General features: G+C 64.5%; 27 protein-coding genes and 1 riboswitch. Of the genes, 8 read left to right on the top strand and 19 right to left on the bottom strand.

Going from position 1 to position 25,976, the window contains the following annotated elements; translation table 11 throughout:
- Nucleotides 1-103: 103 nt before the first annotated feature.
- Nucleotides 104-970, bottom strand: coding sequence for an LLM class flavin-dependent oxidoreductase (locus MLB1_RS12680; protein WP_180750158.1), 867 nt, complete (start codon nucleotides 968-970; stop codon nucleotides 104-106).
- 92 nt (nucleotides 971-1,062) lie between these two features.
- Nucleotides 1,063-1,470: a DUF4345 domain-containing protein gene (locus tag MLB1_RS12675; protein ID WP_180750157.1), complete on the bottom strand. Its 408-nt coding sequence runs from the start codon at nucleotides 1,468-1,470 to the stop codon at nucleotides 1,063-1,065.
- A 103-nt stretch (nucleotides 1,471-1,573) separates the two neighbouring features.
- Between MLB1_RS12675 and MLB1_RS12670 the strand changes: the two genes are divergently transcribed.
- Both MLB1_RS12670 and MLB1_RS12665 read left to right on the top strand, forming a co-directional pair.
- Nucleotides 1,574-2,182 carry a TetR/AcrR family transcriptional regulator gene (locus MLB1_RS12670; RefSeq protein WP_180750156.1) on the top strand — a complete coding sequence of 203 codons (609 nt, stop codon included), beginning with the start codon at nucleotides 1,574-1,576 and terminating at the stop codon, nucleotides 2,180-2,182.
- Nucleotides 2,183-2,235: 53 nt separating this feature from the next.
- Nucleotides 2,236-3,207, top strand: coding sequence for a pirin family protein (locus tag MLB1_RS12665; RefSeq protein ID WP_180750155.1), 972 nt, complete (start codon nucleotides 2,236-2,238; stop codon nucleotides 3,205-3,207).
- An 11-nt stretch (nucleotides 3,208-3,218) separates the two neighbouring features.
- Here MLB1_RS12665 and MLB1_RS12660 read toward each other — a convergent pair whose 3' ends face one another.
- Entirely contained in the window at nucleotides 3,219-4,172 is a 954-nt protein-coding gene (locus MLB1_RS12660) for a helix-turn-helix domain-containing protein (protein WP_180750154.1), read from the bottom strand.
- A gap of 29 nt (nucleotides 4,173-4,201) precedes the next feature.
- On the opposite strand from MLB1_RS12660, the gene MLB1_RS12655 reads away from it, so the two are divergent.
- Nucleotides 4,202-5,005 carry an HD domain-containing protein gene (locus MLB1_RS12655; RefSeq protein ID WP_371750613.1) on the top strand — a complete coding sequence of 268 codons (804 nt, stop codon included), beginning with the start codon at nucleotides 4,202-4,204 and terminating at the stop codon, nucleotides 5,003-5,005.
- Here MLB1_RS12655 and MLB1_RS12650 read toward each other — a convergent pair.
- Nucleotides 4,995-6,272, bottom strand: coding sequence for a competence/damage-inducible protein A (locus tag MLB1_RS12650; protein ID WP_180750152.1), 1,278 nt, complete (start codon nucleotides 6,270-6,272; stop codon nucleotides 4,995-4,997). The two genes, MLB1_RS12655 and MLB1_RS12650, sit on opposite strands and share 11 nt — an antisense overlap.
- A 30-nt stretch (nucleotides 6,273-6,302) precedes the next feature.
- Here MLB1_RS12650 and MLB1_RS12645 point away from each other — a divergent pair, with 30 nt between their 5' ends.
- Nucleotides 6,303-6,701, top strand: coding sequence for a DUF6194 family protein (locus tag MLB1_RS12645; RefSeq protein ID WP_180750151.1), 399 nt, complete (start codon nucleotides 6,303-6,305; stop codon nucleotides 6,699-6,701).
- Here MLB1_RS12645 and MLB1_RS12640 read toward each other — a convergent pair.
- The 10 genes from MLB1_RS12640 to modA all read right to left on the bottom strand — a co-directional run bounded on the left by MLB1_RS12640 (nucleotide 6,698) and on the right by modA (nucleotide 17,659).
- Entirely contained in the window at nucleotides 6,698-7,681 is a 984-nt protein-coding gene (locus tag MLB1_RS12640; RefSeq protein WP_180750150.1) for a hypothetical protein, read from the bottom strand. The two genes, MLB1_RS12645 and MLB1_RS12640, sit on opposite strands and share 4 nt — an antisense overlap.
- 206 nt (nucleotides 7,682-7,887) lie before the next feature.
- The gene (locus tag MLB1_RS12635; RefSeq protein WP_180750149.1) at nucleotides 7,888-8,331 is read right to left on the bottom strand and encodes a universal stress protein; all 444 of its coding nucleotides are present in this window, start codon (nucleotides 8,329-8,331) and stop codon (nucleotides 7,888-7,890) included.
- 10 nt (nucleotides 8,332-8,341) lie between these two features.
- Nucleotides 8,342-8,704: a fluoride efflux transporter CrcB gene (gene crcB / locus MLB1_RS12630; RefSeq protein ID WP_180750372.1), complete on the bottom strand. Its 363-nt coding sequence runs from the start codon at nucleotides 8,702-8,704 to the stop codon at nucleotides 8,342-8,344.
- A gap of 17 nt (nucleotides 8,705-8,721) precedes the next feature.
- A complete protein-coding gene (locus MLB1_RS12625) occupies nucleotides 8,722-9,150 on the bottom strand; it encodes a CrcB family protein (protein ID WP_180750371.1) in 429 nt (142 codons plus the stop codon).
- Between the two features lie 62 nt (nucleotides 9,151-9,212).
- Nucleotides 9,213-9,285, bottom strand: a riboswitch (Fluoride riboswitch).
- A 27-nt stretch (nucleotides 9,286-9,312) separates the two neighbouring features.
- The gene (locus MLB1_RS12620; protein ID WP_180750148.1) at nucleotides 9,313-13,185 is read right to left on the bottom strand and encodes a bifunctional nitrate reductase/sulfite reductase flavoprotein subunit alpha; all 3,873 of its coding nucleotides are present in this window, start codon (nucleotides 13,183-13,185) and stop codon (nucleotides 9,313-9,315) included.
- Nucleotides 13,186-13,290: 105 nt separating this feature from the next.
- Nucleotides 13,291-13,599 (bottom strand): GlsB/YeaQ/YmgE family stress response membrane protein, encoded by a 309-nt coding sequence (locus tag MLB1_RS12615; protein WP_180750147.1) that lies wholly within the window; start codon nucleotides 13,597-13,599, stop codon nucleotides 13,291-13,293.
- Nucleotides 13,600-13,792: 193 nt separating this feature from the next.
- The gene (locus MLB1_RS12610; RefSeq protein ID WP_180750146.1) at nucleotides 13,793-14,803 is read right to left on the bottom strand and encodes an APA family fibronectin-binding glycoprotein; all 1,011 of its coding nucleotides are present in this window, start codon (nucleotides 14,801-14,803) and stop codon (nucleotides 13,793-13,795) included.
- A gap of 170 nt (nucleotides 14,804-14,973) precedes the next feature.
- A complete protein-coding gene (locus tag MLB1_RS12605) occupies nucleotides 14,974-16,047 on the bottom strand; it encodes an ABC transporter ATP-binding protein (RefSeq protein WP_180750145.1) in 1,074 nt (357 codons plus the stop codon).
- Nucleotides 16,047-16,841 carry an ABC transporter permease gene (locus MLB1_RS12600; protein ID WP_180750144.1) on the bottom strand — a complete coding sequence of 265 codons (795 nt, stop codon included), beginning with the start codon at nucleotides 16,839-16,841 and terminating at the stop codon, nucleotides 16,047-16,049. The genes MLB1_RS12605 and MLB1_RS12600 overlap by 1 nt, the downstream gene beginning before the upstream one ends.
- Nucleotides 16,838-17,659, bottom strand: coding sequence for a molybdate ABC transporter substrate-binding protein (gene modA / locus MLB1_RS12595; protein ID WP_358149282.1), 822 nt, complete (start codon nucleotides 17,657-17,659; stop codon nucleotides 16,838-16,840). Before modA ends, MLB1_RS12600 begins: the two co-directional genes overlap by 4 nt.
- A gap of 223 nt (nucleotides 17,660-17,882) precedes the next feature.
- On the opposite strand from modA, the gene MLB1_RS12590 reads away from it, so the two are divergent.
- The 4 genes from MLB1_RS12590 (at nucleotide 17,883) to MLB1_RS12575 (ending at nucleotide 21,881) form a co-directional block, all read left to right on the top strand.
- Nucleotides 17,883-18,566, top strand: coding sequence for an SDR family oxidoreductase (locus MLB1_RS12590; RefSeq protein WP_180750142.1), 684 nt, complete (start codon nucleotides 17,883-17,885; stop codon nucleotides 18,564-18,566).
- A gap of 92 nt (nucleotides 18,567-18,658) precedes the next feature.
- Nucleotides 18,659-19,642, top strand: a complete 984-nt coding sequence (locus MLB1_RS12585; RefSeq protein WP_180750141.1) for an LLM class F420-dependent oxidoreductase — start codon at nucleotides 18,659-18,661, stop codon at nucleotides 19,640-19,642.
- 49 nt (nucleotides 19,643-19,691) lie between these two features.
- The gene (locus tag MLB1_RS12580) at nucleotides 19,692-20,288 is read left to right on the top strand and encodes a TIGR03086 family metal-binding protein (protein ID WP_180750140.1); all 597 of its coding nucleotides are present in this window, start codon (nucleotides 19,692-19,694) and stop codon (nucleotides 20,286-20,288) included.
- 123 nt (nucleotides 20,289-20,411) lie between these two features.
- Complete coding sequence (locus tag MLB1_RS12575; RefSeq protein ID WP_180750139.1) at nucleotides 20,412-21,881, top strand: NAD(P)/FAD-dependent oxidoreductase; 1,470 nt, start codon at nucleotides 20,412-20,414, stop codon at nucleotides 21,879-21,881.
- Here the strand turns inward: MLB1_RS12575 and MLB1_RS12570 are convergent.
- From MLB1_RS12570 to MLB1_RS12550, 5 genes are read right to left on the bottom strand one after another with little or no spacing between them, the layout of a single operon-like run.
- Nucleotides 21,878-22,525, bottom strand: a complete 648-nt coding sequence (locus MLB1_RS12570) for an urease accessory protein UreD (protein WP_180750138.1) — start codon at nucleotides 22,523-22,525, stop codon at nucleotides 21,878-21,880. The genes MLB1_RS12575 and MLB1_RS12570 overlap by 4 nt on opposite strands.
- Nucleotides 22,515-23,207 (bottom strand): urease accessory protein UreG, encoded by a 693-nt coding sequence (gene ureG, locus MLB1_RS12565; RefSeq protein WP_180750137.1) that lies wholly within the window; start codon nucleotides 23,205-23,207, stop codon nucleotides 22,515-22,517. Before ureG ends, MLB1_RS12570 begins: the two co-directional genes overlap by 11 nt.
- Before the next feature lie 43 nt (nucleotides 23,208-23,250).
- Complete coding sequence (locus MLB1_RS12560; RefSeq protein WP_180750136.1) at nucleotides 23,251-23,904, bottom strand: urease accessory UreF family protein; 654 nt, start codon at nucleotides 23,902-23,904, stop codon at nucleotides 23,251-23,253.
- Complete coding sequence (locus tag MLB1_RS12555) at nucleotides 23,904-25,625, bottom strand: urease subunit alpha (RefSeq protein ID WP_180750135.1); 1,722 nt, start codon at nucleotides 25,623-25,625, stop codon at nucleotides 23,904-23,906. Before MLB1_RS12555 ends, MLB1_RS12560 begins: the two co-directional genes overlap by 1 nt.
- Nucleotides 25,622-25,975, bottom strand: coding sequence for an urease subunit beta (locus MLB1_RS12550; RefSeq protein WP_180750370.1), 354 nt, complete (start codon nucleotides 25,973-25,975; stop codon nucleotides 25,622-25,624). The genes MLB1_RS12555 and MLB1_RS12550 overlap by 4 nt, the downstream gene beginning before the upstream one ends.
- Nucleotide 25,976: the final 1 nt, after the last annotated feature.

The raw sequence follows: 25,976 nt of genomic DNA, 5'->3' as shown, positions 1-25,976 counted from the left end.
TTTAACGCTCGCGTTGAATAACTGTCAACGTTGTTTCCGGCGAGCAGACGCTTATTGCACAGAAACGCCGGGTGGAGCGTGCAACAAGCGTCTGCTCGCGGAATCAGACCTTGGAGATGACGCGCTCGGCGAAGCTCTCCAGGTTCTTGATCTTGGTATCCAGTGGCTCGGTGTCCGACCCCACGATGTACGGAATGCGGAAGCCGACGATGACATCTGTTACGCCCTTGTCCTCCAAGCGCTTCACACCGTCGACCGTGAATCCGTCGAGAGAGATGACATGGACTTCGAACGGCTTGTCGGCCGTACCGTCCTCCGCGCGGAACCGGTTGAGCTTGGCCAACAGCTCGTCAAGATCCTCGGTGCCGCCGCCGTGCATCCAGCCGTCACAGCGCGCGGCGCGCCGCAGTGCGGCATCGGCATGTCCACCGATGAGGATCGGAATCGGCTGTGTGGGCGCCGGGCACATCTTGGTCTTGGGAATGTCGTAGAACTCGCCGTGGAACTCGAAATAGTCGCCGGTGGTGAGTCCTTGAATGATCTCGATGCACTCGTCCATACGCTTGCCGCGCTTGGCGAACGGCACGTTCATGAGCTCGTAATCCTCGGGCCAGGGGCTCGTCCCCACGCCCAGGCCGAGTCGGTTGCCGGTCAGGGCGGCGATGGACGAAGCCTGCTTGGCCACCAGCGCCGGCGGCCGGATCGGCAACTTGAGGACAAAGATGTTGAACCGGAGTGTCGAGGTCACCGCACCGAGTGCCGCCGTCAGCGTGAGCGCTTCGATAAACGGTTTGTCTTCGAGGAATTCGCGGTTCCCATCGGGAGTGTACGGATACTTCGCATCCGATTCGTGGGGATAGGCCAGGCTGTCGGCGATGGTCATGCCGTGGTACCCGGCCGCCTCGGCTGCCTGAGCCAACGGGATGTAGTACGACGGATCGGTCATCGCCTCGGCGAAGGTGAACCGCATAGATTCCTCCTGAAATACCTGAGTATGCGCAACTGCTGTCGGTAGTACGCACTCTAGCGGTTCGCGAAATCTGAACTCGCGTATTGGTTTTGCTACCGCGGTGCGGCCCCCGATTGAACCGAATTCGCCTTCTCGTCGGCCCCTGCGATGGCGAAAAATAGTGCGGGAATGGCAATTTCGATGGCGAGCATGACGATCCAGAACGAGTGCGGCTGTCCCCTATCGATCAGGGAGGCCACCCGGCCGAGCCCGCCCACCAGTAGTCCGGCTGCCAGGAACCGGATGGCGACGCCGGGGATGGGCGACTGGCGGGCAACCCAGATCCAAGTCGCACCGTAGACGGCGAACAGCCCGGCGAAGAATCTCTCCTGGCTGTCGGTGCTCGCGGTGATGTCTCCCCCGCCGATGACCGTTTCTGCGCCGCCGATGAGGTGATACAGGCCGATGGCCAGACAGATCACACCGGTCAGGATTGCCAGGTACTTGAGCGCTTTGTCCATCGCCGTGTTCCTTCGCGATCGCAGGATCGAACTTGATAGATCGTTCTAATTGGACCGTACAATGCCCTTGGACCAGACACAAGAGTCTCCGGAAGGACGCACCATGCCCGCCGACACACGCGACCGCATCGTCGACGCCACCTGTGAGTTGTTCCGCCGACAGGGCATGACCGGTACCGGGCTCAAGCAGATCGCGCAGAGCGCGGGCGCGCCCTTCGGGTCGATTTACCACTTCTTTCCCGGAGGTAAGGCGCAGCTAGCTGACGAGGCCATCCGGACCTCGGGTGCGATGTATCGGGACCTGGTGCTGGCGATCTTCGATGAAGTCGGCCCCGATCTACCGTCCACCATCCGTGCCGCATTCGCGGCCGCGGCCGACAATCTCATAGCCACCGACTACACCGATGCCTGCCCGATCGCCACCATCGCACTGGAGGTGGCGAGCACGAATGAAACGCTGCGACTCGCCACGGCCGACGTATTCACGGACTGGATCGACCAGGGGGCCGAACGCATCGCCGGATCAGGTCTCCCGCATGAGGTGTGCCGGAGCCTCATTCTGGGGTTCATCACCAGCCTGGAGGGCGCCTTCGTCCTGAGCCGGGCGCTGCGCAGTCCCGAGCCACTGAGGGCCGCCGGTGCGACGGTGTCGGCTGCGGCGACAACTGCTCTCGCCGAGCATCAAGGGGTGACCGTTCGTTCGTCGGAATAAACCGGACTGCAGTCCGGTTAAGTAGGTATCGGAACAACCACGAGGAGGTTCTCATGCCAGCTATTACCGCCGACACCCTGACCCTGCCACGCATCCCTACGCCCGAACCTGCTGATACCGAACGTCCGGTGCGGTCGATCACCACTGGGTCCCGGGGATACGAGGGGGAAGGCTTCCCCGTCGTGCGTGCCTTCGGCGGCGTGCCGTCCGCAGAGTTGGATCCATTCATCCACATGGACCAAATGGGTGAAGTCGACTATGAACCGGGTGAGCCGCGCGGGACTGATTGGCATCCGCACCGCGGCTTCGAAACGGTCACCTACATGATTGACGGGAGATTCGCGCACCAGGATTCCCATGGCGGCGGCGGCCTCATTCACGACGGTGCCACCCAGTGGATGACGGCCGGATCGGGAATCCTGCATATCGAAACTCCCCCAGCAGAATTGGTGGAGAGCGGCGGAATATTCCATGGCATCCAGCTCTGGGTCAACCTGCCTGCGCGCGACAAGTTCCTGACCCCCGCCTACCAGTCGATCGAGGGAACGGAAACCACACTGGTGAGCTCGCCCGACGGCGGCGCCCTGGTGCGGATCATCGCCGGAGACATCGGCCCGTATCACGGTCCGGGAAGTACGCACACACCAATCACCCTGGCGCACGCGACCATTGAACCCGGGGCCGGGATAAACGTGCCCTGGAACCGGGAGTTCAACGCGCTCGTCTACGTGCTTTCCGGACGTGGTTCGGTCGGCGCGCTGGGGCATCCGATCGAACAGGGGCAGCTCGCCGTACTAGGGCCCGGCGATCGGATTACGGTGCAGGCCAATGCGGGTCAGGACGGAAATCGCCCGGCGATGGAAGTGCTACTGCTGGGCGGCCGACCCATCCGTGAGCGTGTGGTCGCCTACGGGCCATTCGTGATGAACACGAAGGCTGAGCTGATTCAGGCGGTGGAGGATTATCAGGCGGGCCGCTTCGGTGTCATTCCGCCCAACGCTCTGATGCCACACGTCGTGCGCTGACCACGAACCGCCTACCGTCGGAACGCCCGGCGGTAGGCGCTCGGCGTTGTCGCGGTGACCTTCCGCAGATGCGTCCGCATGGCCGTAACACTGCCAAAACCGCATTGTGTCGCAATGGATTCCATGGTCATTTCGGTGTTCTCGAGCAGTTCGCGAGCGCGGGTGGCGCGCTGCGCGTCGAGCCACCGCTTAGGCGTGGTCCCCACCTCCTCGCCGAAGCGCCTGTTGAACGTGCGGAGACTCAGATGCGCGTGCCGCGCGAGTGAGGAAACATCGTCGATATCGGCGATGTGCTCGGCCGCCCAGCTCAGCGTCGGACCGAGGCCGCCGGAATCGTGAGAGGTCTTGGTGGGCGGGATGAACTGCGCCTGGCCACCATCTCGGTGCGGTGCCATCACGTTCCAGCGGGCCAAATCGGATGCCACGGCGGCGCCCAGCTCGCGTCGCACGACATGCAGGCACAGGTCCATGCCCGCGGACAGTCCCGCCGACGTGAGGATGTCCCCATCGTCCACGTACAGCGCCTCGGGTCGCAGATCGACCAGCGGATAGAGCCTGCGCATATCGTCGCAGTACTCCCAATGTGTGGTGGCGGGGCGTCCATCCAGCAGGCCCGCCGCAGCGAGAACGAACGCACCCAGGCAGATGCTGAACACCACGGCGCCGCGTTGGTGCGCGCTCACCAGCGCGTTCAATACATCGTCCGGCGGCGGATGGTCATGTGGAGCCCGCGCGGGTACGACGACGATATCCGCGGTCTCTAGCGCGTCGATGCCCTGTTCCACCTCTAGGGCGAAACCATCTGGCGTCCAGACGGTTCCGGGCCGGCGACCGCACGTCACCAGGTCGAAACCATCGGGTTGCCCGGCGCGCCCCGGTCCTCGCCGGAACATCTGCACGGCGCACGCCAGGTCATAGGTGATGACTCCGTCGAGCGCGAGTGCCGCCACCGTCTTGGTGCCCATGCCTCACTATGGCATGAATCCGAGTACCTGTGGCATTTCTGCCACTGGCTGTTTCCGGTGCATCGGCCTTGACTGAGGTGGTGATGACGATCGACTTGGACTGGCAGTGGGCGACCCGGACCGGCGGAGAGGTCTCGACAGCCCAGCGACGGGTATTGTTCGGACGCTTGTTTCGCGCGCTGCCCGGAATGGTCGGCGATGCCGTCAAGACCCGGGTAGGCCGCCGTGGCCAGGGGCGAGTCGAATTCGGATCGATCGCGGTGCCCGATTCCGCACTTGCGTTTGCAGCGGAGCAGGAGGCGCGCGACTCTGTAACTCCGCATGTGCTCGAGCACTCCTACCGCACCTACTTTTTCGGAAAGGCGCTTGCCGCATTGGACGGCGTACAGGTCGACGACGAGCTGGTTTACGTCGCGAGCTTGTTGCACGATCTACAGCTTGAGCATCCGACGCCGGGGCGATGCTTCGCCGTGGTCGGCGGTGAGCGTGCCGCCCGATTCGTGCGGGACCAAGGGGTCGGCGAGGACCGTGCCCAGGCGGTGGGTGCGGCGATCGCTGCACATATCACCCTGGGTGCCAGCGAAAACCTTTCAGACGCAGGAGGATTTGTGTCGGCGGGCGCAGGAACGGATGTTTTCGGGCTGCGGTTGTCGGACCTCGAGCCCGCATGGGTGGAGGAGCTGCTGCGGCGGCACCCTCGTCTGGAATTCAAGCGGCACATGCTCAAAGCCTGGGCGGCAGAGGGTGCCGCGGTACCGAAGGGCCGCGCGGCGTGGCTGACCCGCTACGCGGCGTTTCCGCTCCTGGTCAAGGCCGCCCCCTTTACGGAGTAGGGCTACCCTGCAACAGCCGGCGCAGCAAATGTAGCGCGACGGTGGTGGCACGCTCACGAATCTGGTTGCGATTTCCCGGGATAACGATCCGGAGCTCGGCCTTCTCCCCGGTCGCGGTCTTGGCGCAGAAGCACACCGTGCCCACGGGTTTCTCCGGTGTTCCACCGCCGGGCCCGGCAACACCCGTCGTCGAGACCGCGATATCGGCGGCCAACGTCGTCAATGCGCCGTCCGCCATGGCCTCGGCGACTTGCGGCGACACCGCGCCATGGCTCGCGAGTAACTGTGGATCTACGTGCAGTTGGCCAATTTTGACATCGTTGGCGTAACTGATGATGCCGCCCAGGAAGTAATCCGAGGAACCTGGCACATCGGCGATCCGTGCCCCCAACAGTCCCGCGGTACATGACTCCGCAACGGCCAGGCGCCTACCGTGCAGAAGTCCGGCCACCAGTTCGTCGACAGTCGTACCGTCTGAAGAGAACAGGGCCGAGCCGTGCCGTGTCTCGATGAACTTGTAGAGACGGTCCCACTGCGGGCGGTCGGACGGTTCGAATCGGGTGACCACCTCCACCTCGCTGCGTCGCAGGCACGTCGTGATCTCCAGTGCAGCAAGGTTTCCCAATTCGCCTTCGGCCAGGCGCAGAGTCTCGGCGATATCCGGCTCGGTGATGCCGTACAGGCGCAGAGTCGTCTGTTCGATGGCTGCGGCATCGTCCCCCACGAGCACGCGGAAGGGCTCGGAGCCGACGGCCGACGGCCACATTCGCTGGAGCTCATGCGGTGGTCCGGGTAGCACCACGATGACTACCCCGCCGGCGTGCATGACCGCGCCCGGTGCAGTGCCTACCGGATCGAGCACCTCCCCCTGCGCCGGAACGAGTGCTTGTTTCGCGATGCCGACACGCAACGCGTCCCAGTCGACGTTCTCCCAGCGGTTCGCCATCGGCCGTAGCCGATCCATGATGGAAGTTTCCAGGTTGGCATCGAAAACCAGTGTGGTACCAGCAAATTCGGCCACGGTTGGCAGGGTCATATCGTCGGCCGTCGGCCCCAGGCCCCCGGATGTGACGATGAGGTCGACACCTTGACCGGCGAGGAATGTCAGCTGTGCGGTCAGATCGTCTTTGCGGTCTCCGCATACACAGATATGCGCTACGTCCACTCCCACTTCTCGTAGACGTTCGGAAAGCCACGGCCCGTTCGCATCGGCCACCCGCCCGGTGAGGACCTCCGTGCCTGTGACGACGATTCCGGCGCGCAACATGTCAGCAGCCTAGGCCGGTAGGTTTATGGCATGGATGAGGGAGCCATCATCGAGTACATCATCATGACCTTCCCGGACCTCCAGCACGAGGTCGTCGAGGGGAATTGGTTCTTCTTCGGCGGCACCAAGCGGCAGGTGCCCGTCATCACCCTGATGTCGAATGAGGCGTTCGACAAATACTCGGATCTGGCGCGCCCATCGGTGTACCGGCTCAATATCGGCGTCAGTGGTGACACCTTCGCCGGGGTCGTTGAGATGCCCGGCGACGAGACGGCCGACATCGACTACGCGGAGTTCGATCGAGTCCTGCCGCATCCCGAATACGGGGGCGCCAAGTGGGTATGCGTGGTCAATCCCGGTGAGGGCACCTTCGCTGAAGTCATCCGGCCGCTGTTGGCCGAGGCCTACGCGCGTGCCCATGGTGACTAGCGGATTCTGAGCAGCGTCCACATCCGCCGGGGAGTAGCCACTTCGCCCAGGGTCGGTGGCGCCTCGCCCTCGTCGATAAAGCCAAGCGATGCAAGCCGATTCGCGAGCGAGGTGTCAATGTCGCGGACGGCAACGACCGTCCGGCGAGACCCATCCGGGCGGTCTGCGAGATGGCTCGCAAGTGCGGATATCGCTGATACGCGGGCGTTGTCAGGTGCCCACGAGCTGAATCGTGGCACCAATTCCGTTGTCGACGTGCCAATATCGGAATGAACCTCAACCGAACCGCAAGGACGCTGGGCCACCGAGACGCGGTATCGGTCTTGAGCTGTGGGCTCGATGCGCACCAATTCCCCACTGTTGGGCGAGATTTCGAGTGCGGTCTGGCGTGGAGTTGATTGCAGCATGACGTTGCATACCTGCTTGGTGCGGATCGCCTGGTGTCTGCCCCATGCCACGAGATACTCCAGGCTTGGCGTGCGGTGCGCGGAGGGCGTGAAAGGTCTTTCGGTAGAGGCAATTTCTGCTAAGCGGTGCCTAACCGCATCCCGACCCTCGGATGTATTCGCGAGCATCCATATGTGATGGTCAGATACCTGCCCGTCGTACCTGCGCAGCGCGCGACGTGTCTGCAGCTGAAGCCAATCCAGCGATGCAAAGAACCTGTTCGCACGTACATTTGATGCCGCGGCGGGCGCCAATACAAACGGGATATTGGGATTTCCCTCGAATGCGGATAGGACGGTAGTCAGCAGCGCCCACGCACTCACGGCAGGCGGAACATCGGCGGCCCAGGTCGACATCTCGGCGCCGCCCGTGCGGGGATCGCGTCCGGCCATGAAGAAATGGCCGACAACACGCTCGATCTCGTCGTCCATGCGCACCAAAAGATACGAGACGCCACCCGCCCTCGCATCGGCGAGGGCCGTGCGCCAGGTGTACGCCCACATGACGGGTGAGTGAGCGTTCTCCCAGTCCATATCATCGCGACCGAACGCTGGTGACAGCCTCTCGGTAAACCTCAAGCAGGTTTGCCGCCAGGATGGGCCATCCGACAGCCGGGGCGGGCGTAATACCACTGTCACCCCGTCGATCGTGACTGGACCGTGGCTGACGGTCGACCCGGTTCGGCATTTGCCACGCACCGCGCCAGGCTACCGCAGAAACGTTCGCTATGCGCAAACAGTCAGATGGCGGGTACGAGGACGAGTGGAACCCTCTTTGCGCCGATGAGGCGATGTGACACCGACTGTCCGAGAAGAGTGTCGAGCGCAGATGCGGGTCCTCCGCGCGGACTCCCGAGAATGATCATCAGTGCCTCGTACTGCTGTGCCACCGCGAGAAGCGCAGCTGCGGCACGCCCATGCGCGCGGTGGTATTCCCAGGACACGTCGCTGCCGGCGAGCTCTTCACGAGCCGCGGTCTCGTCAGCGGCCACAGCCGTGGGCGCCTGGGACTCCCAACTGTTGGTGTCGGGGTCCAACGGTTCGTCGTCCATGTCCAGAATGTGCACAATGTGCACGCACGCGTCGAGCCGTTGGGCCAGATCGATCGCGAAGTGCAGCGCGGCAGTGCTCGGCGGATACCTGTCCCATCCGACGACCAGATGCACCGCGGGCGACTCGGCCATAGCTATATCCTCACGCCAACAGCCACCCGAGCGCCAGCCCGGCGGCACATGCCCCGATGGTGCCGAGCAATGTGCCAAATGTGTTGTACAGCGCGAGGGACCATTGCCGCTGCTCGATCAACCTCACCGATTCGACGCTGGCGGTGCTGAAGGTCGTGTAGCCGCCGCAGAAGCCGGTTCCGAGGATGGCAAGTAGATCGGATGACGCGTGGTGGAAGATCACCACTCCGGCCAGCACGCCGATGAGTGCCGACCCAGAGACATTGATGAGCAACGTTGTCCAGGGGAACCGATGGGTCCATCGATGCTTGATGCTCGAATCGATGACGAACCGCAATACCGCGCCCAGGGCCCCGGCCACGACGATGGCCATGACAAAGGCGATGTCCATCACCCGGAACCCCCCGAATAGCGCGCGAGTGCTCTTGCCGCGGTGGCTATCCCGGCCAGCGCGGCGGCCAAACCCGCCGCAACGCTGACCAATGCGTACCCCAGGCCGATGCCCGGAAAGCCGTGGCGCGTGAGCGTGCTGACCTCCAACGCGAGCGCGCTGTACGTGGTGAACGCGCCGCAGAGACCAGTCCCGAGGAACAGCCGGGCGCGCTGACGCCAGCCGCTATCGGATCCCAACAGAGTGACGGTTTCGAGGAGCGCGCCGAGGATGAATGCTCCGGATAGGTTGGCCGCGAATGTCCCCCAGGGCCACGAAGCGCCTGAGGCCGGCCACATCTGCTCGAACCAATACCGCAATCCGGTCCCACACATGCCCCCGAGGAATACCCACAGCAGCGCCGCAGGTCGCAGATGGACGGGCCGCATGGACTCGCTGCGCTCTTCGCGGTATCGACCTGTCACATGCGGGCCCCATCGTGTTACGTCTCATCAACACAGGAACTATCAGCCGTCAGTGGCGGTTCGGGACAAGCCCCGGCGAGATCCATCGCGCAATGCGACTATAGCGTCGCGTTGGCACCGCAGCGATCAGTAGACGTCGCGGACGTAGCGTTTCTCGGCTACCAGGTCCTTACGGAACTCGAGTGCCTCTTCCCCCGACATCCGCCCGTACTTTTGGGCGATCGTGAGCAATGTGTTGTCGACATCCTTAGCCATGCGGCTGGCATCTCCGCACACGTACAGGTGTGCGCCCTCGGACAGCCACTGCCACAACTGCGCCCCCTGCTCCAGCATGCGGTGCTGGACGTAGATGCGTTTGTCCTGGTCACGCGAGAAGGCGAGATCGAGGCGACGCAGGGAGCCGTCGCGTAGGAATCCGTCGAGCTCCTCGCGGTAGTAGAAGTTTTGGGCGCGGTGCTGGTCGCCGAAGAACAGCCAGTTGCGTCCGGTATGCCCGAGCGCGCGACGTTCCTGTAGGAACCCTCGGAACGGCGCGATACCGGTTCCGGGTCCGATCATGATCATCGGCGTGTCCGACGTACCGGGTGGGCGGAAATGCGGAGATCGCTGCAGAAAGATCGGGACAGGAAGTCGCTGCGCACGGTCGGCCAGGAAGGTCGAGCCCACGCCGCCGCGCGCTGAGCCGTCCGGCCCGCGGTACCGGACGATGGACACCGTCAGCGCGACGGATCGCGGGCTGACCAGGGGGCTCGACGAGATCGAGTACTGGCGCGGGGTCAGCCGGATGAGAACCTGTTGCCATTCGTCGATATCGGCGCGGATAGGAAACTCGCGCAGCACGTCGAGGGCGTTGCGGCCCTGCAACCACCGCTCACGTGCCGTGCTATCGCGACCACGCAATAACTTGATGGTCGGCTTGTCGCTGCGCCTCTCGGCAATGAAACGCAGCAGATCGTCGGTAACGCGACAGATGTCGTAGTGCTCGGCGAGGGCGGTGGCCAACGGAAGCTCGCCCCCGTCGATCGTGATCGGCAGCTCGCCGTCGAAACCGGTTGCGTCGAGCCAGCGTCGGACGTCATCCTCGCGGTTCGTCGGATAGATTCCCAACGCGTCACCCACCGAGTAATCGACATCGTGACCGGACAGGTCGAACTCGATTCGCCGTACTTCCTTATCGGAGTCGGGCGCGGAAAGAATCTCGTTGTGCGACAACGCCGCCAGAATGGGTGCGGCACGGGTGCAGGGTTCCGGAGCGGCTGCGGGCAGCCCATCGCTGCGCAGCCGCCGGACCGTCTCGGTGCTGGCGGCGGTGCCCTCCCCGATCGCCTCCAGAAGATCCGCAGTCCAGGACGCGACCAGCGATCGGTTGGTGGCTTCGCCATCCACTCGGCCGAGTACCGGGACGGCGCCCAGCTCCTGCAGCCGGGCGTCGAGAGCCTTTGCGTGGCCGCAGAAATCCGCGTATGCACGATCGCCGAATCCCAGCACCGCATAACGCATGTGGTTCAAGGGTTTTGTTCCCTCCGAGAGTCCTGCGAGCGAGGACCAGAACCGCGCGCCGTTATCGGGTGGCCCGCCCTCCCCGAAGCTGCTGGCGATGACCAATGCCGTGCGGACCTGGCTGAGATCGGCTGGGTCGCATTCGTCCATCGCGGTCAGTGTGGCCGATATCCCCGCCGCTTCCAGGAGGTCGTGCACCGAGATGGCCGCGGTCTCGGCGTTGCCGGTCTGCGATGTCCACAGAATTGCTATGTCCCCCAGTGCTTGTGCCTGCGAGTCGGATGCTCCATCGACGACCGTCCGCCCGGTGGGGCGCAGTGCGACGGCACTGACCTTGAACTCGGGCTGCAGCGAATCCGCGTCGACGGCGTCGTTGGTCACCGCGTTTATCGTCAGGCCCGGCCCTTGCGTGTCATTCCAGTGAAAGGGGGCAAAACAGCTGCCGCGCCTGACATTCTCGCTGACGACCACCGGTAGCTCGGCGCTGCCGCGACGTGAGGCGATTTCGACGATATCGCCCTCGACGATTCCGAGTGTCACGGCATCGTGCGGGTGTACCTCCACGAACGGTGACGGATGGAGTCGATCGAGCGTCCTGATGCGGCCAGTTTTGGTGAGAGTATGCCAATGATGTTGCAAACGACCGGTATTCAGGATCATGGGGTATTCGTCACCGGGAAGTTCTGCGGGATCGCGGTGCGCCCGAGCGTGAAACGCGGCTCGGCGCGACGGGGTGGGAAACGCCAGTCGCGGCACGGTGCCGTTTTCGTCGACGTGCAGGTCCTGGCTGACCCCGTCGTTCAGGTAGCGAATCGGATGTCTATCCGCAGAGTCCCCCGAATCACTCGGCGGGCACGGCCATTGCACCGGGCCCTGCCGAAGCCGGGCATAGCTCGCGCCACGCATGTCGTATCCGGTGCGCGGATTCCAGAATGCGCGGATCTCTTCGAAGATCTCCTCGCTCGAGGAGTAGTCGAAGGCATCCCCGAATCCCATCGCGGCGGCGATATCGCAGATCAGATGCCAGTCGGGGCGGGCATCGCCCGGGGCATCGATGGCCCGGTTGGTCAACGTCGCCGTGCGCTCCGAGTTGACCGAGACGCCATCGGACTCGGCCCACAGGGCGGCGGGCAACATGACATCGGCATACTCGTTGGTGGCCGTAGTCAGGTAGGCATCTTGGGTGATCACCAGCTCGGCGCGGCGCAGTCCGTCGATCACATTTTGCCGATTCGGCACTGAGGCAACCGGATTCGTACAGATAATCCAGCACGCCTTGATGTGCCCGGCCGCCATCTGGGCGAACATGTCGATCGTACCGGCGCCGAATTCCGCACGGATGGAACCGGGTGTCAGCTGCCATTGCTGCTCAACGAAGGCCCGATCGGCGGCAGACTTAACAGACCGCTGGCCCGGCAGCCCCGGCCCCATGTAGCCCATTTCCCTGCCGCCCATCGCATTTGGCTGGCCGGTCAATGAGAATGGTCCACTCCCGGGGCGACAGATGGCCCCGGTCGCCAGATGCAGATTGCAGATCGCGTTGGTATTCCAGGTGCCGTGGGTGCTCTGGTTGAGGCCCATGGTCCACAACGTCATCCACTCGCGCGCCTCCCCGATCCACCGCGCGGCGGTGCGGATATCGTCCTCGGCCAGCCCTGTGACGGCCGCGACCGCGGAGGGCGAATAGGCGGCGAGGAACTGCGGCATACCCGGCCAGCCCTCGGTGTGCTCGGCGATGAACTCCTGGTCAATATCTCCGCTCTCGACCAGCAGATGCAATAGTCCGTTGAGCAGGGCAAGGTCGGTACCCGAAGTGATCTGCAGGAACAGATCGGCTCGTTCGGCGGTGGTGGTGCGTCGTGGGTCCACCACGATCAGCCGTGCTCCGCTGCCTAGCCGGTCGGCCATGCGCAGGAACAGAATCGGATGGCAGTCGGCCATGTTCGCACCGATGACGAGGAACAGGTCGCTCTGCTCGATATCGGAGTACGACCCAGGCGGTCCGTCCGCACCGAGAGATTGGGTGTACCCGGTGCCGGCGCTTGCCATGCAGAGCCGAGAGTTGGATTCGATATGTGTGGTGCGGATGTAGCCCTTGGCGAGCTTGTTGGCGAGATACTGCGCTTCCAGGCTCATCTGACCGGACACGTACAGGGCGATCGCATCGGGGCCGTGGGTGTCGAGGATCTGGCGCAGCCGCCGTCCCGCGTCGGTGGTTGTTGCCGCCAGCGGTGTGGGAACAGGCTCCGACCCGCGCGCGGGACGAATATGCGCCGTCGTCATGCGCCCGTCGGTGGCCATCAGCTGTGCGTGGGTGGCGCCCTTGGTGCACAGGCGGCCGTGGTTACTCGGATGCAGCGCATCGCCCTCGACGGTCGCGATGGTGAGCGGGCCCGAGCCCGTTGGGCCCGAATCGGAGCGCACCACCACACCGCAGCCGACACCGCAATACGAGCATGCGGCACGGCGCGCGGTGGGCGGCGCGCTGAGATCAGTCACCCTGTCATGGTGAGTGAATCAGATTCCCGAATGCTTCCACTGAGGTTATCCGGGCGTCACAGCCTCCTCACCATCGCCGTTTTCGCAACGTGAGAAAGCGTTGGGCTACTTCTTCCCGGTGACCAATTTGACGAGGAATAGGAGAACTACAGCCCCGAGTATTGCGGTGAAGAAGGTGAACCACCACCCACCGCTAGCGGTGTTGAATGCGAAACTCAGCAAAAATCCGCCGAGGAATGCACCGATAACGCCGACAACGATATTGAGAAGAAGTCCCATCTGCTGGTCGGTGCCCATGATCTTGCTGGCGATCCAGCCGGCCAGCGCGCCGATGATCAGGTATCCGACGATCCCCACGCTGGTCGTTGTGGTCGAGCGCGCGAGAAGTTCTGCCGTCATAGCAATGTCGATCATTCATCCTCCTGCTAAATCGCTGAGCGAATGTGAGCTAAATCGATGATAGCCCTCGCGACAATGCGCGTGGGGTATTGCGCCACCCGTACCGGGACGCGAATTCAGGTCTAACAGCGGAATGCCTCCGGATGAATACCGCAGGAAAAGCGGCGGTTCGCGAATGTAAATCCATGAACTGGCCGCCTACCGGATGTCAGACCGGGACGCCGGGCGCTGGTGGTGCTGGTGGGGGTACGGGCTGCCCCGCGGGAACGGGTTCGGGGGCCGGCGCACCTGGTGCCGCGGGAGCCGGCGGTGGCGGTGGCTGGTTGGGATCGGCCGGCGGGGGCGGCGGCTGGTTCGGGTCCGCAGGTGGCGGGGCCGGCTGGTTGGGATCAACCGGCTGCCCGGCCGGAGGTGTCGGCGGAGTCGGTGGGGTCCAGGGACGGATCGACTCGGTCAGGGCCTTCGCCACGCCCTTGTCCACCGGTGATGCGGAGGTACCGAGCCACACGATGAACCAACGGTCTTTACCCTTGCCCACGGCCGCGGACCAGATCTGGCCGGGGTCCTTGGCGGCGTCGTCGAACTTGACCTCGTAGTACGAGGATGCCGCGGGCATGCCCGCGACCTCGAAGCTCTGATCTTCCATGTTGAGGCGGTTACCCGGGTACGGCATGAAGAACTCGCCCATATCCGAGGCGAGTCTGCGGGCGGCCTTTTGGTTGTCGGGCTCGGCGCCCGCGAAAAGCTTGAGGTCCAGACGACCCAGCAGGATGCTTCCGTTCGGTGCGGCCGGATTGGTCAACAGTGCCGATCCGTAGGTCAGCCTGCGTGCATCCGATGGTGTCCAGCCTTGGGGCACAACGAAACTGAAGCCACCCTGGTCATTGTTGACGCGGCTGGCATCAGCGGGTGCCGGAGTTGCCGGTGCAGGCGCCCCGGCGGGCGCGGGCGTGCCGGGCGCCGGTGAGGCCGGAGCCGTGGTCACGGTGGTAGGCGTCTCCGGGTTGGGCGCCGGCTGTCCCGGGGCGGGCGGCGGAGGCGCATCGGTAGTCACCAGGTGGATATCCGCCGTGCGTACCGATGGCGGCGCCTGGTTGGCCGGTGCGGCGACGAGCGTGATGGCTCCTGCCCCGGACAGCGAGGCGACCGCGACGGCAGCTGCTATTACTCGTGCCCGCTGCGCCCGCTTGGCTGCTGATGTTGCCCGTGGTTGCTGCATGTCCATGAACGTACCGGTTTGTCGAGCACGTGCAAGCCTAACCGGCAATCGGCGCGCCCGATTTGCCGAAAGCCGCCAGCGGCGCCACTTCAAGATCATTCGGCGCGGTGACAGGGGGTTTGGTTGCTCAGACGCAAACATGTGATTCCTCTCGAAATCCCCGTCCCCAGCTATGACGCCGCCTGAATGACGACCTCGTGAGCCTTCACGGCAAAGTATGCCGGCGCATCGGGCGTCAGCCTTAGTTCTGCCGCGGCGGCCGCGGTGATATGTGCGGTGAATATCGTGGTCCCGGCGGTTGCCGTTACAACGACGCTGTCACCGTGCGCGATAAGCGTCGTGACAGACACGGGGATGACGTTGCGCGGGCTACCTCCTGGCGGGGACAGATGCACGCCGACGGCACGGGGCCCGAACACCGCGACGGCGTGCTGGCCACGCGAATGGCTTCCGGTGTCGGCCCAAACACCATGGATGGCCAAATCGCCGACGTGCAGGGCGCCATCCTCGCCCACGGTGCCGTCGACGAGGTTCACCCCAGCGAACCGCGCGCCGAACTGGCTGGTCGGGCGCGCCAGGACCGTGGCGGTATCACCCAGCTCGGTGACGCGGCCGCCGTCCAGCACCATCACCCGGTCGGCGATGGCGACGGCATCCATGATGTCGTGGGTCACGATCAGGGCACTTTGTCCGTCACGGCCCAGCACCCGCCCCAGCAGTGCCCGAATGGCAGGAGCGCTGTCGGCGTCGAGACCGGCGAGCGGTTCGTCGAGCAGCACCAAGTCGGGTTCGGTCGCCAGCGCACGTGCGATGGCCACTCGCTGTGCCTGTCCCCCGGACAACTCGCCGGGGCGACGCCGTGCCAGATCACGCGCGCCCACCGATTCCAACCAGTGATCCCGCGTGGTCGAGACCTCGTCGCGGCCGCGTCGCCTGCTGCGCAACCCGAACTCGACGTTGGCCGCCACCGTCAGATGCGGGAACAACAACGCTTCCTGCAGCAGAAGCGCCGTCCGTCGTCGGTGGGTGGGGACGAAAGTGCTTGTGGCGCAGTTCGTCAGCACGTGGTCGCCGAGCCGGATCTCGCCGGTGTCGGGTCGAAGCAGACCCGCGATGAGTGCGAGCAGTGTGGACTTGCCGGCTCCGTTTGGGCCGACGATCGCCAGTGTCTCCCCGGGTAGGACCGTGAAGTCGGCATGCACACCGCGTCCGGAATGTCCGGCGTCGAATCGCAGTTCGCTCATCACAGCCACCCGCCGGGGCGCCAGGTCCGCGCACCGACGATGGCTAGGACGACCGCGGCCACCGCCACCAGCAGCAGCGAGAGCGCAACAGCCGATTGTGCGTCGGATTCGCGTTGCAGGTAGATCTCCAGTGGGAGGGTGCGCGTCACGCCCTGCCGGGATCCCGCGAACGTCAAGGTGGCGCCGAATTCCCCCAGTGAGCGCGCGAACGCCAACACCGTGCCCGATATCAGTGCGGGCATCACCAACGGCAGCGACACGCGACGCAGCACGGTGGTGGGCGGCGCCCCCAGACTGGCGGCCACATGGTCGTACCGCTCGCCCATCGTGGCCAGCGCACCCTGAAGGCTGACGACGAGGAACGGCAGCGATACGAAGGTCTGCGCCAGGACTACGGCAGAGGTGGAAAACGCAATCCGGATACCGGCCGCATCCAGGTAGTGGCCGAGCAGCCCCAGCTTGCCAAAGGCGTACAGCAGCGCGATGCCGCCGACGACCGGCGGCAACACCAGCGGCAGCAGAATCATCGGACGCAGCAGCCGGGTCAGCCGTTCGGGCCCGCGGGCGAGGACGACGGCCAGCGGCACCCCGAGCAGCAGGCACAGCACCGTGCTGGCGAGGCACGTCTTCAAGCTGAGCAGGAGCGCCGCCTGCGAGGCCGGGCTTGTGACCAGCGCCGGGAACTGAGCCCAGTCGGCCTTTACCAGCAGCGCCAGCAGCGGCAGCACGATGAGCAGCGCCCCGACGGCCGCCGGCAGGTATACCCACCGGGGCAGGCCGGGTGACCGGGTCACGGTGCGGCGAACCCCGCCTCCGCCAGAATCTTGTGTCCGACATCCCCGGTGACGGTTTCAATGAACTGGTTCGCGCGCTCCGGGTTACGCGAATTCGCGGTGACCGCAATCGGATAGGTGTTGACGATGGTCCGCGCCTCAGGGAATGGGACCGTGGTGACCTTGTCGCCGGCAGCCTTGGCATCGGTGACGTACACGAGACCGGCGTCGGCCTGCCCGGCGATCACCTTGTTCAGCACGTCCGTCACCGAGGACTCCTCGCTGACGGGATTCAGTTGCACACCAATCTCTTTGGTGGCAGTCGTGGTGGCCGCACCACACGGAACCTGCGGAGCGCACACCACCACATCGAGACCGGGGCGCGCCAGGTCCGCGAAGGTGGCGATGCTCTTCGGGTTACCCGGAGCGACCACGATCGTCAACGTATTGGCGGCGAAGTCGACAGGGTTGATGACGGTGTGCGCCTTCCAGGCCTTGTCCATGTTGGCCGAGTCCGCGGTGGCGAGCACGTCGGCCTCGGCGCCCTGGGTGAGTTGGGTCACCAGATCGGAGGAGCCGGCGAAGGTGAACTCAACGGTTGTCCCCGCGTGTGTGGTCTCGAAATTCTTCCCGATTTCGGTGAACGCCTTCCGGAGCGATGCCGCGGCCAGCACGTGCAACCTGACGGCGGCAGAATTCGTGGCCGTCGACGTGGCCCCTGTGCTGGCTGTGTCGTTATCGGAGGTCGTGCGTGAGCCGCAGCCCGACACGGTCAGCGAACTCGCGAACAGGAGTGTCGCGAGGAGCTTTAGTGGGCCCAAGATTCGTCCGCTGGTCACCGGCACAACCCTAGCCATTGTCTGCCACCGATGCGGCGGTCAAGGGTATTGCTACCGTCCAGTAATATTGGGGGTCAAACCCGTGCGACCCGGCCGCCAAATCCGGGGTATGAGGTCCGGGTTGTGTCACGATCGTGCTGGATCATCGCTGGTTCGGTAGGGAAAAGTGCACGGGACAGCGTGTAGGTGCCGTGCCTGCAAGTTAGGTGAGGAAGGACCCGCCATGGACGTACTGGTAACCGGAGCGGTTAACGAGGTCGGCCGAGCGGTGGCCGCGGAGTTCCGCAACGCCGGCCATCGCGTGGTCATCACCGGGCCCAACGCCGACGAGCTGGAGATCGCAGCCAAGGAGCTCGAGGTCGATGCCGTTGTATGCGATAACGCCGACCCGGACAGCCTGGAAGAGAACGTCGAGCTGTTCCCCCAGTACCTGGACGCCATCGTCAACATCCCCAATCCCGTGTGGAGTGAGCCCGGACCGCATCTGGGCACCCTCACCGATACCGGCGAGGCATGGCTGTCCCGGTACGAATCCAGCGTGCTGACCGCGGTGCTGACGGTGCAGGCCGTCGGGGACCGCCTGCGTTCCGGTGCGGCCATCATCAACCTGTGCATGCTGGGCACCCATGACCGGTCCGGCGCAACCACTGCCGCCAAGGCCGCGTTGTCCGCGTGGACCGCCGAACAGGCCGAGCGGATGGGTACCCGCGGGATCACCATCAACACCATCGCGCCCGGGCAGCCGGCCGAGGCCAATTACGACGGTCTCGACAGTGTCGGGGATGCGCAGGAGCTGGTCGCCGCGGAGATCGCCCGCTTGGCGTTGTTCCTCACCAGCTCACAGGCGCGTCACATCACCGGTCAGACCCTGCACGTCAGCCGCGGCGTTCCCGCCGGCGTCCGTTAATCCAGACCTGGAGTGCACTCCAGGTTTTTTGTCGAATTGCCTTGTAACGCAAGATCAATGCTGTACCTGCGATTCGGGCGTACGCTGACCGAGTGACCATTCGGCTCGGTTTGCAGATCCCCAATTTCTCCTACGGCACCGGCGTCGCCGAGCTCTTCCCCACCGTCGTCAGACAGACGCGTGAGGCGGAGGCGTCGGGCTTCGACACGGTCTTCGTGATGGACCACTTCTACCAACTGCCCATGATCGGCGCCCCCGACGAGCCGATGCTGGAGGCGTACACGGCGTTGGGTGCGCTGGCCAGTGCCACCAGCACCATCCAGCTCTCCACATTGGTCACCGGCAACACGTACCGGAACCCCACACTGCTTGCGAAGGCCGTCACCACGCTCGACGTGGTCAGCGGCGGACGCGCGATTCTGGGTATCGGCGCGGGTTGGTTTGAGCTGGAGCATCAGCAACTGGGTTTCGAGTTCGGCACCTTCACCGACCGCTTCGAGCGGCTGAGCGAGGCGCTGGAGATCATCCCGCCGATGCTGCGCGGTGAGCGGCCCACCTTCGATGGCAAGTACTACCGCACCGAGACCGCCATCAACGAGCCCCGCTACCGATCGAACATCCCGATCATGATCGGCGGCAGCGGCGAGAAGAAGACATTCGGTCTGGCGGTGAAGTACGCCGATCACCTGAACCTGCTCAGCGCGCTGGACGAGATCCCGCACAAGTTGTCGGTGCTGCGGCAGCGCTGCGAGGAGGCCGGCCGCGATCCATCGACCCTGGAAACCTCGGCCTTCTTCTCGGTGTTCGTCGACGAGGATTCGGCCGCAGCCTGGAAACAGGCCGGTGAGCACCTGCGCAAGAACGGTCTGGACTTGGAAACTCTGCCCGAGGATGTCAAGGCGCAGGTACTCGGAAGGACACTGGTGGGCAGCCCCGAAGAGATCGCCGAGCAGGTGCAGACTCGCATCCTCGATCAGGGAATCGACTCCATCACCCTCAACGTGCCGGGTAACGGGCACATCCCCGGCGTGGTGGAATCGATCGGTAGCACTCTTCGCCCGCTGTTCAAGGACTAGTCGGCCGGATTCGGTCTGTATCGCGCAATCCTTCGGCAGGATGTGGGATATGGATGCGCCATTCAGCCTGCAACCCGCCGCAGCGGCGGTGGAAGCACTTCTTCCCGGAGTGTCTGACAACGACTTGGGTAACCCGACTCCCTGTGCGGAACTCACGGTTCGTGCGCTGCTGAATCACCTCATGGGTCTGTCGATGGCCTTCCGATTTGTCATCCAGCCGGAGAAGGCCGCGGCGTTGGGCATCGACCTGTCGGGACCGTCCTTCACGGAGGACCTCGATCCGGAGTGGCGGACGCTGCTACCGCAGCGGCTGACGGATCTCGTCGCGACATGGGCGGAGCCGCAATCCTGGGAGGGCGAGGCGACGATCGCCGGAACCGTCATGCCCAACGATCAGGTGGCGATGGTGGCCCTCGACGAATTAGTGCTGCACGGCTGGGATTTGGCGGCCGCGACGGGTCAGCCGTTCGACCTGCCCGAAGGCACGGATCCGGGTCTGTACGGGTTCCTCACTGCGCTGGCCTCGGATGGCGGAACACCGGGTTTGTTTGGCCCGCAGGTGCCGGTCCCCCCGGGAACCCCACGGTTCGATCACATGCTTGCGATGTCGGGACGTGATCCGGGCTGGCACCCAAAGGCTTTGTGAGATATTTCGCTAAACTAAGTGACGCGACGTGCATGGAAATCCCGACTACGGTTGTGGTGTTGCACCAAGTGTCAATCAAGGTTAATAACCCCAGTTGAGACGCCATTCGACGAGGAGTGATCGATGAGCACGACACCAGACGCCGCCAGCCCCGCGGTGCCTCATGTCGCCGACGCCGCCAACCCACAGTCCAAGATCAAGGATGCCCTGTCGCCCAGGCACCGCGTGGTCATCATCGGCTCCGGATTCGGTGGGCTCACCGCCGCCAAGACGCTCAAGCGAGCCAACGTTGACATCACCCTGATCGCCCGCACCACGCACCACCTGTTCCAGCCGCTGCTGTACCAGGTGGCCACCGGGATCATCTCCGAGGGTGAGATCGCGCCGCCGACCCGGCAGATCTTGAAGAACCAGCACAACGCTCAGGTAGTTCTCGGAGACGTGACCGGCATCGACCTGGAGAACCAGTTCGTGCACTCCACGCTGCTCGGGCATGACTACAAGACGCCATACGACAGTCTGATTGTCGCTGCCGGCGCGGGTCAGTCCTACTTTGGCAACGATCAATTCGCCGAGTGGGCCCCCGGCATGAAGTCGATCGATGACGCCCTGGAACTGCGCGGAAAGATTCTCGGCGCCTTTGAAATGGCGGAGCGCTCCAGTGACCCCGAGCGTCGTCGGAAGCTCATGACGTTCACGGTGGTTGGCGCCGGGCCCACCGGAGTCGAGATGGCCGGGCAGATAGCCGAATTGGCCAACGAGACGCTCAAGGGCACCTTCCGTCACATCGATCCGACGGACGCGCGGGTGATCCTGCTGGATGCCGCACCCGCGATACTGCCGCCGTTTGGCGAAAAGCTGGGCAACAAGGCGCGCAAGCGGCTGGAGAAGATGGGTGTCGAGATCCAGCTGGGCGCCATGGTCACCGACGTGGACCGCAACGGTTTGACCGTCAAGTACTCGGACGGCACCACCAAGCGCATCGAATCCTCGTGCAAGGTGTGGTCGGCCGGCGTGTCCGCGAGCCCACTGGGCAAGACGTTGGCCGAGCAGTCGGGTGTCGAACTCGACCGCGCCGGTCGCGTCAAGGTGGGTCCGGATCTGACGATCCCGGGGCACCCCAATGTGTACGTGGTCGGCGACATGATGGCCGTGGATGGGGTGCCCGGTGTGGCCCAGGGTGCTATTCAGGGTGGTCGTTACGCCGCCAAGCAGATCAAGGCGGAACTCGGTGGCCGCAGTCCTGAGAACCGCACCCCGTTCAAGTTCTTTGACAAGGGGTCGATGGCCACCGTGTCGCGCTACAGCGCGGTGTGCAAGATCGGGCCATTGGAGTTCAGCGGATTCATCGCCTGGCTCATGTGGCTGGCGCTGCACCTGGTGTACCTCGTCGGGTTCAAAAACAGGCTCGTGACGCTGATTCTGTGGTCCATCGCGTTCGTCACGCGATCGCGGGGCCAGATGGCCATCACCGAGCAGCAAGCCTGGGCGCGAACACGTTTGGACCAACTTGAGGAGCTCGTCGCCGAAAAGAATGGCGAAGACGAATCCAGCGACGAGGTTGCGCGGGAAGAAGAAAAGGCCGCAAGCTAATCTGCCGGTAGACGCCGTCCCTGCCACGTGAGCAGGGTGGCGTCGCCGGCGAGGTGCAGCAGGGTGGCATCGATAGGGCTTGTCTCTATGGAATCCATTGTTGGATAACGTAGTTCGCTGATCAATGCCAACGGGCAGCCCAGCTCGTCATCCGTCACCGATCCCGCACCGAGTTCGACGCGATGCCGTAGCAGGGGGCGATCGCCCACATCCGCGTCAAGCCGGCCGCTCCAGAATCCCGAAGACTCCCCTGCCCTGCCGATCTGCACGCGCTCCCGTAGTCGCAGGCTGGCGCCCGCTGATCCGTGCACCGTGACGTGGGAATGGTGGGCGGCGTTGGCCGCGACGATGGTGGGCGCCGGGTCGAGATCCAGTTCGCCCTCCACCGAGCAGGCCCATGCGGTCGAGGAGTGGACGGTATCGCGGCCGGGCAGGGCCACCGTGGCCGCCACGGATCGCACCCGCAACACCGCGTTCTCACCTACCTCGATATGCACCGAGATCTCATCGCCACCAAGCGGACTCGCGGCCACTCCGACAAGATGGACGGTATCGGTGGAGGTGAGTCGGGCCTGCAGACTTCCGGAGCAGCGCATCCGCGGCAGCTGCCCCTTGGTTGCAATGAGGACGACCTCAGTGCGCATGGTCGGCAGCGCGCGCCTCGTCGAGATGATTTCGCACCCAGGCCAACACCTCGGCGGCCGTCGGGTCCTCGGTCAACGAGATCATCGCGGTTGGACGTCCCTGGCGCACGGCCGTCGCATCGCGGGCCATCACCCCCAGATCGGCGCCCACCATGGGGGCCAGATCGGTCTTGTTGATGACGAGAAGATCCGAGAACGTCACGCCGGGACCGCCTTTGCGTGGCACCTTGTCACCACCGGCCACGTCGACGACAAAGATCTGCACGTCGATCAGGCCCGAGGAGAAGGTGGCGGTGAGGTTATCCCCGCCCGATTCGACGAGGATGAGGTCGAGTGGATCGTTGGCGGCGATCAGATCTTCGATGGCATCCAGGTTCGCGGTGATGTCGTCGCGGATCGCGGTATGCGGACAGCCTCCCGTTTGTACCGCGGTGATGCGTTCATCGGGAAGCACGGCGTGCCGGCGCAGGAAGTCCGCATCCTCGGTGGTGTAGATGTCGTTGGTGAGCACCGCCACCGAGATCTCGTCGCGCAGCGTGCGGCACAACGCGGCGACCAGCGCGGTCTTGCCCGATCCCACCGGTCCGCCGATCCCGATGCGCAGCGGCTCCCCCGGCTGACGTACACGACGTGGCCTGTCGATGTGGTGATGGGGCTGGCCGTCAAGGAGATGCGGTGGCATATCAATCCAATCGTGGTAGTGCTACAGAAGTACTACTAAAAAACTACGAAACAAAAAGCGGGCGTTCGCGTGTGAGGTGCTGCTCGGCGAGAACATCCTGTAACGGATCGGACAAGCTGGCGAGCTCGGTGGCGGCCAGTGTCGCCGTCTCCTCGCATAGGCCCATTAGGGCCAGCGTGCCCACCGCCACCTCCGCCGGATCCAGCGCCAGCAGGCGTTGGCCTGCGGTGGCCGACCCGGTCAGGGTGGTGTAGACGACGACGAGCGCGATCTCACGTCCCGTCAACCCTGTAGCCGCTCCGATGATGCCGTAGACAACGGCCAGATGCGGCTGCCGACCGTGTGGGCTCCAGTCGATCTGCGGCCAGGCCGAACCGGCCAGGCGTCGGAGCCCGCGGCCCTGGGCGCGAGAGGCGTGCCGGGCGGCCTGTGACGGAGTCCGCGCATCCGTTTCGGCATCCGCTCGCACGGGATCCAGCCGCCCGGATGTGATGGCGGCGGCGATAGACGCCGCGACCAGGCCGTGAGTCCGAATGCGACGCCGCAGAAAGGCATTGAGCGTCACGCAGTCCCGTACGAGGCCCTGGGCGATGGCCTCCTCCGCCCCACCGGAATGCACATGTGAACCGGTGGGCAACCGGGAATCTGCCAGCGACAGCAGCAACGCCGTGGTCCCGGAAGTATCCGTAGCTCCCATCAGAATAGAAAATACCGTTGTGCCATGGGCAGTTCCGTGGCCGGCTGCTCCTGCCACACCTCGCCGTCGATGCGCACCGTGAAGGTGTCGGGATCGACCTGGATATCCGGCATCGCATCGTTGAGCGGTAGGTCGGCCTTGCCGCGATGACGGACATTGCGGGTGGGAACCAGTCTGCGCCGCAACCCAAGTCGGGCCGCCAGATCGTCCTCGATCGCGGTCGGTGACACGAAATGCACGGCCAATCCGGGGGCCACATTGGGCATGGCGCCGAACATCGGCCGTGGCAGGACGGGTTGCGGGGTGGGAATGGAGGCGTTCGCATCACCCATGGCAGCCCAGGCGATGGCACCGCCCTTGATGACTATGTGCGGCCGCACCCCGAAGAACGCGGGTTCCCACATCACCAGATCGGCGAGCTTGCCTACCTCCACCGAACCCAACTCGTGATCGATGCCATGGGTAATCGCCGGGCAGATGGTGTATTTCGCGACGTACCGGCGTACCCGGTTGTTATCGGCAGCTCCGTCCCCCGGGAGTGCGCCACGGCGCTTCTTCATGACATGCGCGGTCTGCCAGGTACGCATAACCACCTCGCCGATGCGCCCCATGGCCTGGCTGTCGCTGCCGATCATCGAGATCGCACCGATATCGTGCAGTAGATCCTCGGCCGCGATCGTCGACGGGCGAATCCGGCTCTCCGCGAACGCTAGGTCCTCCGGCACGGCGGCATTGAGATGATGGCAGACCATGAGCATGTCGAGGTGCTCATCGAGAGTGTTGATCGTATGTGGACGCGTCGGGTTGGTGGAACTGGGCATCACATTCGGGTGGCTGGCAACGGTGATGATGTCGGGAGCGTGACCGCCACCGGCACCCTCGGTGTGATAGGCGTGGATTCCGCGCCCGGCGATGGCCGCCAGCGTGCTCTCCACGAACCCCGTTTCGTTCAGCGTGTCCGAGTGCAGCGCGACCTGGACATCCGCCTCGTCCGCGACCCGCAGGCAGGCATCGATGACCGCCGGTGTGGTACCCCAGTCCTCGTGCAACTTGAAACCTGCTGCCCCGCCGCGTAATTGCTCCCACATGGACTCGGGGTTGACGGTGTTCCCCTTGCCGAGTAGAAGCACGTTGACCGGCCATTGATCCAGGGCCTGCAGCATCCGCCCCAGATGCCAGGCGCCGGGTGTGACGGTCGTGGCCTTGCTGCCCTCGGCGGGCCCGGTGCCGCCACCGATCATGGTGGTGATACCGCCGCCGATGGCCTCGTCGACCAGCTGCGGACAGATGAAGTGGACGTGACAGTCGATTCCGCCCGCTGTGACGATCCGGTCGTTACCGGCAATGATCTCCGTCGACGGGCCGACGATCAGCTGAGGATGGACCCCGTCCATGATGTCGGGGTTGCCGGCCTTGCCGATGCCGACGATACGACCGTCGCGAATGCCGATGTCCGCCTTGATGATTCCCCAGTGATCAATGATGATGGCACCGGTAATGACGGTGTCCGGCGCTCCTTCGGCACGGGTCAGTCGACTCTGTCCCATCGACTCGCGCAGTACCTTGCCGCCGCCGAAGACGGCCTCTTCGCCCGCCAAACCAGGTCCGCCACAGCGATCTTCGGTGATCTCGATAAGCAGATCGGTATCGGCCAACCGGATCCGATCGCCTGTGGTTGGTCCGTAAAGCTTGGCGTAGTGCTCCCGTGACAGTCTTGTCATGCCGGGCCCCGGCCATCTGCTCTTCGCGCAAGCGGCTCATCGCCGTCTAACTTGCCTGGGGCATCGAGCGTGAGCCCGTGCACTTCGCGGCGGCCACGTAGCGGTACCAGCCGAACTCTTTGGGCGACACCGGGTTCGAATCGCACCGCAGTACCGGCCGGTATATGCAACCGACGGCCGTGCGCGGCCGTCCGGTCGAAGTCGAGCGCTGGATTGGACTGTGGGAAGTGAACGTGGCTGCCCACCTGCACCGGGCGGTCTCCAGTGTTGACGACGTCGAGCTCGAGGACCGCGGCACCCGCGTTGAGCTCGATATCGTCCGGTGCGAACAGATACTCGCCGGGAATCATC

The organism is Mycobacteroides sp. LB1 (assembly GCF_013449725.1).
Lineage (GTDB): Bacteria > Actinomycetota > Actinomycetes > Mycobacteriales > Mycobacteriaceae > Mycobacterium.
The sequence above is the reverse complement of the archived record's forward strand: the minus strand, read 5'-3'. Positions and strand labels throughout refer to the sequence as shown.

Bases quoted from the DNA above. Each gene is read 5' to 3' on its own strand.
- MLB1_RS12580 (WP_180750140.1), top strand. From the start codon at position 19,692: ATGGATGCGCCATTCAGCCTGCAACCCGCCGCAGCGGCGGTGGAAGCA.
- MLB1_RS12575 (WP_180750139.1), top strand. From the start codon at position 20,412: ATGAGCACGACACCAGACGCCGCCAGCCCCGCGGTGCCTCATGTCGCC.
- MLB1_RS12615 (WP_180750147.1), bottom strand. From the start codon at position 13,599: ATGATCGACATTGCTATGACGGCAGAACTTCTCGCGCGCTCGACCACA.
- MLB1_RS12560 (WP_180750136.1), bottom strand. From the start codon at position 23,904: ATGGGAGCTACGGATACTTCCGGGACCACGGCGTTGCTGCTGTCGCTG.
- MLB1_RS12605 (WP_180750145.1), bottom strand. From the start codon at position 16,047: ATGAGCGAACTGCGATTCGACGCCGGACATTCCGGACGCGGTGTGCAT.
- MLB1_RS12650 (WP_180750152.1), bottom strand. From the start codon at position 6,272: ATGTTGCGCGCCGGAATCGTCGTCACAGGCACGGAGGTCCTCACCGGG.
- MLB1_RS12610 (WP_180750146.1), bottom strand. From the start codon at position 14,803: ATGCAGCAACCACGGGCAACATCAGCAGCCAAGCGGGCGCAGCGGGCA.
- MLB1_RS12635 (WP_180750149.1), bottom strand. From the start codon at position 8,331: ATGGCCGAGTCGCCCGCGGTGCATCTGGTCGTCGGATGGGACAGGTAT.
- MLB1_RS12590 (WP_180750142.1), top strand. From the start codon at position 17,883: ATGGACGTACTGGTAACCGGAGCGGTTAACGAGGTCGGCCGAGCGGTG.
- MLB1_RS12640 (WP_180750150.1), bottom strand. From the start codon at position 7,681: ATGGACTGGGAGAACGCTCACTCACCCGTCATGTGGGCGTACACCTGG.
- MLB1_RS12660 (WP_180750154.1), bottom strand. From the start codon at position 4,172: ATGGGCACCAAGACGGTGGCGGCACTCGCGCTCGACGGAGTCATCACC.
- MLB1_RS12680 (WP_180750158.1), bottom strand. From the start codon at position 970: ATGCGGTTCACCTTCGCCGAGGCGATGACCGATCCGTCGTACTACATC.
- MLB1_RS12550 (WP_180750370.1), bottom strand. From the start codon at position 25,975: ATGATTCCCGGCGAGTATCTGTTCGCACCGGACGATATCGAGCTCAAC.
- crcB (WP_180750372.1), bottom strand. From the start codon at position 8,704: ATGGCCATCGTCGTGGCCGGGGCCCTGGGCGCGGTATTGCGGTTCGTC.
- MLB1_RS12675 (WP_180750157.1), bottom strand. From the start codon at position 1,470: ATGGACAAAGCGCTCAAGTACCTGGCAATCCTGACCGGTGTGATCTGT.
- ureG (WP_180750137.1), bottom strand. From the start codon at position 23,207: ATGCCACCGCATCTCCTTGACGGCCAGCCCCATCACCACATCGACAGG.
- MLB1_RS12625 (WP_180750371.1), bottom strand. From the start codon at position 9,150: ATGCGGCCCGTCCATCTGCGACCTGCGGCGCTGCTGTGGGTATTCCTC.
- MLB1_RS12665 (WP_180750155.1), top strand. From the start codon at position 2,236: ATGCCAGCTATTACCGCCGACACCCTGACCCTGCCACGCATCCCTACG.
- MLB1_RS12570 (WP_180750138.1), bottom strand. From the start codon at position 22,525: ATGCGCACTGAGGTCGTCCTCATTGCAACCAAGGGGCAGCTGCCGCGG.
- MLB1_RS12555 (WP_180750135.1), bottom strand. From the start codon at position 25,625: ATGACAAGACTGTCACGGGAGCACTACGCCAAGCTTTACGGACCAACC.
- MLB1_RS12670 (WP_180750156.1), top strand. From the start codon at position 1,574: ATGCCCGCCGACACACGCGACCGCATCGTCGACGCCACCTGTGAGTTG.
- MLB1_RS12645 (WP_180750151.1), top strand. From the start codon at position 6,303: ATGGATGAGGGAGCCATCATCGAGTACATCATCATGACCTTCCCGGAC.